Origin of the sequence: Planktotalea frisia, assembly GCF_001890925.1 — a bacterium.
Taxonomy (GTDB): Bacteria; Pseudomonadota; Alphaproteobacteria; order Rhodobacterales; family Rhodobacteraceae; genus Planktotalea; species Planktotalea frisia.
The window spans coordinates 1-8544 of record NZ_MLCB01000024.1; the positions used below are offsets into that span (position 1 = coordinate 1).

General features: G+C 54.6%; 8 protein-coding genes. 3 read left to right on the forward strand and 5 right to left on the reverse strand.

Annotation, left to right across the window (positions count from 1 at the left end; genetic code table 11):
- Positions 1–578 precede the first annotated feature (578 nt).
- Genes PFRI_RS01675 through PFRI_RS01690 form a run of 4 tightly spaced genes read right to left on the reverse strand, consistent with a single transcriptional unit; the run spans position 579 to position 4381 of the window.
- Positions 579–1463, reverse strand: a complete 885-nt coding sequence (locus PFRI_RS01675) for a LysR family transcriptional regulator (protein ID WP_072629032.1) — start codon at positions 1461–1463, stop codon at positions 579–581.
- Between the two features lie 19 nt (positions 1464–1482).
- Entirely contained in the window at positions 1483–2088 is a 606-nt protein-coding gene (gene leuD / locus PFRI_RS01680; protein ID WP_245812210.1) for a 3-isopropylmalate dehydratase small subunit, read from the reverse strand.
- An 11-nt stretch (positions 2089–2099) separates the two neighbouring features.
- Positions 2100–3479, reverse strand: coding sequence for a 3-isopropylmalate dehydratase large subunit (leuC, locus tag PFRI_RS01685; RefSeq protein WP_072629034.1), 1380 nt, complete (start codon positions 3477–3479; stop codon positions 2100–2102).
- Positions 3476–4381 (reverse strand): alpha/beta fold hydrolase, encoded by a 906-nt coding sequence (locus PFRI_RS01690; protein WP_072629035.1) that lies wholly within the window; start codon positions 4379–4381, stop codon positions 3476–3478. The genes leuC and PFRI_RS01690 overlap by 4 nt, the downstream gene beginning before the upstream one ends.
- 180 nt (positions 4382–4561) lie before the next feature.
- Between PFRI_RS01690 and PFRI_RS01695 the strand changes: the two genes are divergently transcribed.
- The 3 genes from PFRI_RS01695 to PFRI_RS01705 all read left to right on the forward strand — a co-directional run bounded on the left by PFRI_RS01695 (position 4562) and on the right by PFRI_RS01705 (position 8132).
- A complete protein-coding gene (locus PFRI_RS01695) occupies positions 4562–5563 on the forward strand; it encodes a DctP family TRAP transporter solute-binding subunit (protein ID WP_072629036.1) in 1002 nt (333 codons plus the stop codon).
- Positions 5564–5633: 70 nt separating this feature from the next.
- A complete protein-coding gene (locus tag PFRI_RS01700; protein ID WP_072629037.1) occupies positions 5634–6317 on the forward strand; it encodes a TRAP transporter small permease in 684 nt (227 codons plus the stop codon).
- A gap of 3 nt (positions 6318–6320) precedes the next feature.
- Entirely contained in the window at positions 6321–8132 is a 1812-nt protein-coding gene (locus PFRI_RS01705; RefSeq protein ID WP_072629038.1) for a TRAP transporter large permease, read from the forward strand.
- Between the two features lie 167 nt (positions 8133–8299).
- Here PFRI_RS01705 and PFRI_RS21460 read toward each other — a convergent pair.
- Positions 8300–8544, reverse strand: a 245-nt coding sequence (locus tag PFRI_RS21460; RefSeq protein ID WP_217653401.1) for a hypothetical protein, incomplete at its 5' end; no start/stop codon positions are given.

Here is an 8544-nt window from a genome sequence, read left to right on the forward strand (position 1 = left end):
TTCCGTCAGATTTGTCCGAAACGCCCGACATGGGAGTTTTTCAACAGAATACGCCGTTAATGTCGAATACTGCACTGCAATGGTGGAGTTGCCTCCCTACCCCAACGATCACACAAACCTAGTTCTAGATTTCCCCGCCAAACACGAGGTCATAGCGGTTCAGGATCAGTCAATTTTGCACCAGATTTATGCACCGCCGCTAGGGCCTTGTTTTCATGGCTGCGTAATGTTGGTGCAAATATCATGAATTTCGCTCCAGTGACGGAGACCTGCCGTTCGATCATCGTGCAGCGAAGGTCTCAAAAGTGCCCTTTGTTTGAATCCGATTTTCCTGCTGCGCGCGCACGCGGCGTGGGAAATGCTGCGTGAGCGTAAAATTTGGTGCTGCCGCGCAGCGGAAAAACCAGCCATTCATGCAGAGTGCAGCAAGGATAAGGGGGGGGGTGAATTCACATACTGCGGGCTTGGCGACTGTATGCCTCACGACCGCTTCCGGCGCTTGTTAACGTAGAAGTTCGATGTAGACAGCATTGAACCGGGCCGTTGTCACCGTCAAATCAAGTTGTAAAGTACGGCCGTTAGACGGCGATTGTTCTCACGGTATCGATAAAACTTTTAATGGTGTCAGAGTTCCCCGATTTTCGAAACGCAACATACAGGTCGATTCGGTTTTCGCATGGTTCAAACGGGACAAATGTAACGCCGGGTGGGGCGATATTCTTGACCCAAGCTGGTGCCAGCGCAATCCCGAGCCCGTGGGCCACGAACTGTAGCAACGTAGACTTGTCGATGATCTCACAGACAATGTTTGGTTGAACGCCAATTTGGCGAAAACCACTCCACAGTGCCTCGTGCAGGATTGGTCGCGCGTGCTTAGGATACCCCACGATCGGCTGGTCAACGATATCGGATGTGGAAAGAGACGCCGCGCCGGAAAGCGGGTTGGCGTTGGCAAGGACAACCACGATTGGCTGGCGGTGCAGGAGCTCGCTGGTAATGAATTCGTCATCCAGAGGCGTGCGAACAAAGGCAACATCGGTACGATGGCCGATCAACTCTTGGGAGTGCTGTTCAGAGGAAGAAATTTCCAGAACCTGAACATGGACCTTTGGGTCGGTTTGCCGGAAAGCCAGCAGAGTCCGCGGCAACAACATCGAAATCGCTTCGTCGACGCCACTAACCCGGATGTGACGCAAGTCAGACTCGGCAGTATGACGAACATTGGAGACTGATCTTTCGATATCGGTGAGAATTCTCTTGGCATCTAGGATGAATTCCGATCCGGCTTGGGTCAGGCTGACTTGTCGGGTCGTTCTGAAAAGTAGCCTCGCCCCAAGTTCGTGCTCCAACGCAGAGATCCGTTCAGACAAAGCAGATTGGCTCAGCCCCAAACGTTCCCCTGCGCGTCGGAAGTGAAGTTCGTCGGCGACAGCGACGAAGCATTCCAGTTGTCTGATGTCCAATCCGCACCCCTTTGTCGGTCTACTTGAAAACGCGTATACGCATTTCGTTATTCAATCGGGCTTCGAAATCCCTGATCGCACCTGCATAATCGAGCGAGTCCAGCGTATCATCGCGACCTCGGATCAGCGATGTTTGTGTGGCATCGTCCATCTCGAAAGGTTCCGAGAGCTTGCCTGCTGATATCGTTCGTTTTTCGAGATCAATCAATATCTCGCCGGCTCTGGCATCGTTCGCAAACTGCAAAAGTGCGTCCCGTGTTGCGGGGGAAACAACTGGGAGTGCAAGACCGTTTTTGCGGGCGTTGTCGTAAAAAATCCCTGCAAAACTTGTCCCGATGCAAGCATCTATTCCAAGCTGGCGCAGGCCCCAAACGGCATGCTCCCGACTGGACCCACAGCCAAAATTGTCACCGACGACCAAGATACTGGCCTGCGTCCAAGGCGCCTTGTTCAAGACGAATTCTTGGCGCTGCCCACCCGCGGTGTCAAAGCGCAGGTCAGCAAACGTGCCGTCACCTAACCCTTCGCGGGTGATCGTGATCAGGAACCGTTTTGGCATGATCACGTCGGTGTCGACATTGGCGAGTGGCAATGGGGCGGCGATCCCGTTGATCGTTTTCGTCATCTGCTTGTCTTTCATTTGAAATCTCGCACATCAGCTAGATGACCAGCGACGGCGGCCGCGGCCACCATTGCTGGCGACATCAAATGGGTGCGCGCACCACGGCCCTGACGCCCCTCAAAGTTTCGGTTGGTAGATGAGGCGACCCGCTCACCATCCATTGCAATGTCGTCGTTCATTGCCAGACACATCGAACAGCCTGCTTCAGGTCGCCATTCAAAACCTGCGGCCTCGAAAATGGCGCGCAGGCCTTCCGCTTCGGCCTTGAGGCGTGTCATGGCAGACCCTGGCACAACGATGGCTTCGACGCCGGTCGCCACATGACGCCCTTCCAGTATTTTGGCGGCCTCGCGCAGATCTTCGATACGACTATTGGTGCAAGAGCCGATGAATGCCGTGTCGATTTTTATCGACTGGGCCGATTGTCCTTCAGACAATCCCATGTATTGCAACGAGCGTCCCAACGCCGCCTTGGCTTCGGGTGTTAAATAGTCCGATGAGATTGGCACATTTGCAGTGATAGGCACAGACTGATCCGGGCTCGTGCCCCACGTGATCAGAGGTTCGATATCGGTCCCTGAAATAGTGAACTCTTTGTCAAATACCGCTTCGGAATCACTGGCCCAGTTTTCATTTTTGAATTCAAACTGACCGCTGTGGGGGTGGCCCTGCAATGCACGCTCAGTAATGTCATCCGCTGCAATCAAGGCCGCGCGTGCACCCAGCTCAACCGCCATGTTGCAAACGGTCATGCGTCCGGCCATGTCGAGGTCGCGCACTGCGGAGCCCGCAAATTCAACTGCATATCCATTGGCCCCACCTGCGCCCACGACTTGCACGACTTTCATGATGATGTCTTTTGCCGTTACGCCGGGTGCGGTTGCTCCGTCGATCATAACGCGCATGGATTTCATGCGTTTGTAGCGCAAGGTTTGGGTGGCGAGCACGTGTTCGACTTCGGATGTGCCGATCCCGAAGCCAAGCGCGCCGTAAGCCCCATAGGTGGTGGTATGGCTATCACCGCAAGCGATCAGCATACCCGGCGTTACGAGCCCCTGTTCAGGCACCACAACGTGTTCGATGCCCTGTCGCGGGTCGCCAAGGCCGTAAAAAGCTATGCCGTGTTTGGTACAGTTGGCTTCCAGATTGTCGATCAGCAGCTTAGAGGCCGCATCATGCGGTTCACTGCTTCGGGTCGCGTTCACATGGTCTACGACCGCTAGATGCGCCTCGGGTCGCCAAACATCCAACCCCTTTGTGTCGAGCCCCGAAAAGGCCTGTGGGCTGGTGTATTCATTCATGATGTGAAAATCGACGTAGATCAGCATGTCGCCATCGGGCAGATCGCACACCTTATGGGCGTCAACCAATTTATCATAAAGTGTCCGGCTCATTCGGCAACCTCCGCATGGATCGGGTTTTGGGCAAAGAAATCGGACATACGCGCGGCGATATCATCCGGAATCTCTTCGGCCATGTAATGTGTGGTGTCGAGAGCTTCGCCCTCAACCTGCGCGGCGCGCTGACGCCAGAGGCCAAGCGCGTCAAAGCATGTCTCGATAACGCCGCGTTTCGCCCAGAGCGTCAGGAGGGGCATGTCGAGTTTTCGCCCCTGATCTGCGTCGTCATGCTCGATGTCGATGGTGGCGGCGGCACGATAATCCTCACAGCTTGCATGAATGGCGTCCGGATCGGAAAAAGCACTCAAGTATTCCGCCAAAGCCTCGGGCGAGAACGGGTTGCTGCCGCCTGCCTGATTAAAACACTTCAACTTCCAGAACTTTTCGGGATCAGCACCGATCATTTGCTCGGGCAATGGGCTTGGTTGGGTCAGGAAAAACCAGTGCCAATACGCACGCGCGAATGCGGCGCCGGTTCCCGCGTACATTTCGCGGGTCGGTGCAATGTCCAGAAACGCCATGGCCGCCACGCGATGGGAATGGTCCAAACCCATCCGATGCGCCACACGCGCACCCCGATCATGGGCTCCGACCAGAAACCTATTATGCCCCAAACGCTGCATGACCGCGACGATGTCACCCGCCATAGCGCGTTTTGAATAGGGTTCATGCGACGTGTTTGACGCGGGTTTGTCTGATCGACCATAACCGCGCAAGTCCGGACAAATGACCTGATAAGAGCGTGCCAGAATTGGCGCCACACCGTGCCACATGGCAGATGTCTGCGGATACCCATGAAGAAGAACAATCGGTGGCGCCCCTTCGGGCCCCGCGCGGCGGACGAACAGTGTCGCACCATCGCCTCCGATACGCTCTTCAACGAAATCCTGGAACATTTCGAACTCCCCGCGGAAATTGCTTTTATCCAGTATCTCAGATTAATCCATAAATATTAATCGGAAAAACTGATCAGTAATACCGACTAATTCTTACAGCAATCCCCGATAGGCTTTGGCGACACAAGCCGCCCTAGAAAATGTCTAGAGGCGCGGCGATGCGGTTTAAAGGAGGATACTATGAAGTTTCTATTTAGCTCGGCACTGACCCTGACAATGGCGTTCAGCGCGAATTCCGCGTTGGCGGCCTGCGACGAAGGCGAAATCGTCGTTAAGTTCAGCCACGTCACCAACACCGACCGCCACCCAAAAGGCATCGCAGCAACGTTGCTGCAAGAGCGTGTAAACGCCGAAATGAACGGCGTGATGTGCATGGAGGTATTCCCGCAGTCTTCGCTTTATAATGATGACCAGGTGCTGGAAGCGATGCTTCAGGGCGACGTTCAATTAGCTGCACCGTCCTTGTCCAAGTTCGAAGCCTTTACCCGTCAGTTCCGTATCTTTGATTTACCGTTCATGTTCGCGAATATTGAAGCCGTGGATCAGTTCCAAGCGTCTGACACGGGTCAGGCAATGCTTGATTCCATGCAGCGCCGCGGCCTTCAAGGTCTGGGGTATTGGCACAACGGCATGAAGCAGATGTCAGCCAATGTTCCGCTGATGGTGCCGACAGACGCCGAAGGGCTGAAGTTCCGCGTCCAGCCGTCCGACGTATTGATTGCGCAGATGGAAGCCATGGGCGCATCCCCGCAGCCGATGTCTTTTTCTGAGGTTTACGGTGCCCTTCAAACGGGCGTTGTTGATGGTCAAGAGAACACATGGTCCAACATCTGGGGTCAAAAGTTCTTTGAAGTTCAGGACGGCACAACCCAGACAGATCACGGGATCATCGACTACCTTGTGGTGACCTCTGTTGATTGGCTCGACGGGCTTGAGCCCCAAGTGCGCGATCAGTTCCTGACGATCCTCAGCGAAGTCACCGAAACGCGCAACGCTGAGAGCTTTGCTGTGAACGAGGTCGCCAAGCAATCCATCATTGACGCGGGTGGTGTGATCCGTGAGCTGACACCAGAGCAGCGTGCAGCATGGGTCGAAACCATGAAGCCCGTATGGGAGCAGTTCGTGGATGATGTGGGTCAAGTCAACATTGATGCCGCACAAGCGATCAACGAAGCACTGTAAGGCTTTGATCCTACGTTAACAATCGGGTCGGCTGCTGTGGTGGCCGACCCCTTCTTTAGGAGGGATAGCAATGTCGGGTGGATATCAACCCAAGGGGCGGATCAGTTCGATCGTTCACAACATCGAAGAGAGCATCATCGCCGTGTTGCTGGGTTTGATGACCCTCGTGACGTTTACAAATGTTGTGATGCGCTATGGGTTCAACAGCCAGTTGATCTGGGGACTTGAGGTGGTTCTCATATTATTTGCATGGCTGGTTTTGTTTGGCATTTCTTATGGGTTCAAAGTGGTCAGCCACCTTGGCGTGGATGCTATGCTGAACTTGACGGGAAAATCGACACGTCGCGGGCTTGGTATTTTGGCGACGCTGGCGTGTATCCTTTACGGCGTGCTGTTGCTGAAGGGCGCCTGGGACTATTGGGCGCCGTTTGCGGGGCTGGACGCCACGTCAGGCCGCTGGTTCCCCACAGGATTTGAGGATTCCCGCGATCAAGGTTGGTATGAAACAGAACAGGTACCGATCCCCTTCGCGCAAACCTGGCTCGAAAACACGTTCAACATGGGTGAAGCTTACGAGAAACTGCCACGCTTAGTTCCTTACGCGATATTGCCGTTCGCGATGGCGTTGATGTTGTTCCGTCTGGTGCAAAATTTAATCCGAATCCTGCGCGGAGAGATCGACACAATCATTGTCAGCCACGAAGCAGAAGACGCCGTTGAAGAAGCTGGCGCAAGCTTGTCCAAGGAGACTTAAGTCATGGAAGTCGCAATTCTCTTTGGTATGGTCATTGCCTTGCTGGCGGTCGGTGTGCCGATTGCTGTGGCCCTTGGCCTGTCGTCAACGTTATTCTTGCTGGTACTGTCTGACAGCTCCCTCGCGTCCGTAGCGCAGTCGCTGTATCAGGCGATGGCGGGGCACTACACGCTTCTGGCAATCCCGTTCTTCATTCTCGCGTCATCGTTCATGTCGACGGGCGGTGTCGCGCGACGTATCATTGATTTTGCGATTGCGATCATTGGCCATGTGCGCGGGGGGCTCGCGATTGCGGGTGTGCTGGCGTGTATGCTTTTTGCAGCCTTGTCTGGCTCATCTCCCGCAACGGTTGTCGCTGTCGGGTCTATTGTGATCGCAGGCATGGTGAAGTCCGGCTACACTAAAGACTTTGCCGCAGGGGTCATCTGTAACGCGGGGACGCTTGGCATATTGATCCCGCCTTCCATCGTGATGGTCGTTTATGCCTCGGCCACGGATGTGTCCGTAGGGCGGATGTTCCTTGCGGGCGTCATTCCGGGCCTTTTGGCGGGCTTCATGCTGATGGTCACCATCTATGTCATTGCACGAGTCAAAAAATTGCCGAAAGGCGAATGGCAGGGATTTGAACAAGTGTTCTCGACCATTCTTGACGCCTCTTGGGGGCTGTTCCTGATGGTGGTCATCTTGGGCGGTATCTATGGGGGGGTTTTCACTCCGACCGAAGCCGCAGCGATTGCCTCTGTCTATGCCTTTATCGTGTCGATTTTCATTTACCGCGACATGGGGCCATTGAAGGGGCGCAGTTGGCTGCCCGAAGCAGAGGCCGACTTAGGCTTGTTGGGGCTCCGCGTCTGGGGATTCACGTTAGTCACTTTCATTCTTTATGCGATTGGCTGTTTCATGATGGGCACGCCGATGTGGTTCGCCTTTGCGGCCGCTGGTGCGTTCTTATTGATAGCTTTGGTTTTGGCGATGCTAATCGCCAAAGCAGTGCCCGCAGGCAATGGGATGCAGGTTGCAACGGGGGCTGTGCTGATCTTTGGCGTGCTGCCGATGCTCTATGCGGTCTATTCGGTGCTTACATCTGACGTGGCGATATTGTTTGTGATCGTACAGATCATCGGAGCGGTGTTCATCCTATTGCTGCCACCGTCGGTTTTCGTGTTCAGCTTGGTGCGCGGTGCGCAGCGGTTGGAAGTGTCGGGTGGCGGCTATGCCGAGTCGTTGATGGTGGGAGGCAAGAACCTATTGCGCGCCAACGCGGAAAACGTGATCTTCGCGATCCCAGCAGTCTTTCATCGTGACACCAAACACACACTTCTTGAGGCCGGCAAGCTGACGATCATGTTGATGTTCATCATTGCAAACGCGTTGATCCTGAAACATGTTTTGACAGACGAACAAATCCCGCAACATATTACCGAGGTGATGCTGGCAGCAGGTCTTGGCCCGATTACATTTCTGATCATCGTCAACATAATCTTATTGATCGGTGGACAGTTCATGGAGCCGTCGGGTCTGATCGTGATTGTCGCTCCGCTGGTGTTCCCGATCGCAATTCAACTGGGCATCGACCCGATCCACCTTGGCATCATCATGGTGGTGAACATGGAGATCGGGATGATCACGCCGCCTGTTGGCTTGAACCTGTTCGTGACATCCGGCGTCGCGAACATGCCGATGATGCGGGTCGTGCGCGCGGCTCTGCCTTTCTTGGCTGTGCTCTTCGTGTTCCTGATCATGGTGACCTACATTCCGTGGCTGTCTACCATGTTGCCCACCACATTTATGGGGCCGGAAATCATTACGAATTAGGCGCGTTGGTCGATGAAGATTCGAAGCAAGCCTTCCGCGTTCTATACAATTTAGGTGCGTCAAATCCTGGCCCATTGGTAGCTTCTGTTGTGGTTGGATCTACATTGCGCGACGGCAAAGAACGGCAGTTCTTCGCTCTTGGTGCGTTTGGCTTCCGACGCCGCATCTTAAAAGCGCTCATTTGCCACGCGGACGGCGAGGTCTGCTTCGTACCGCATCTTACCAATTCGCCAACTGCGCAGCGAAGGTCCCAAAGGAGCCGATTGTGTTGAAAAACTCGTTGTTTTTGGCCCATTGATGCTGGTGATTACGTTGATTTCATTTGGCTGGTCGTAACCACCCTGCCTTTCACCCTGCGGCTGGTCCCATCGGCTTGAGCTTAGCGAGTTTCCGGAGGTTTTGGGCGGTTGCT

Bases quoted from the DNA above. Each gene is read 5' to 3' on its own strand.
- PFRI_RS01700 (WP_072629037.1), top strand. From the start codon at position 5,634: ATGTCGGGTGGATATCAACCCAAGGGGCGGATCAGTTCGATCGTTCAC.
- PFRI_RS01705 (WP_072629038.1), top strand. From the start codon at position 6,321: ATGGAAGTCGCAATTCTCTTTGGTATGGTCATTGCCTTGCTGGCGGTC.
- PFRI_RS01690 (WP_072629035.1), bottom strand. From the start codon at position 4,381: ATGTTCCAGGATTTCGTTGAAGAGCGTATCGGAGGCGATGGTGCGACA.
- leuC (WP_072629034.1), bottom strand. From the start codon at position 3,479: ATGAGCCGGACACTTTATGATAAATTGGTTGACGCCCATAAGGTGTGC.
- leuD (WP_245812210.1), bottom strand. From the start codon at position 2,088: ATGACGAAAACGATCAACGGGATCGCCGCCCCATTGCCACTCGCCAAT.
- PFRI_RS01695 (WP_072629036.1), top strand. From the start codon at position 4,562: ATGAAGTTTCTATTTAGCTCGGCACTGACCCTGACAATGGCGTTCAGC.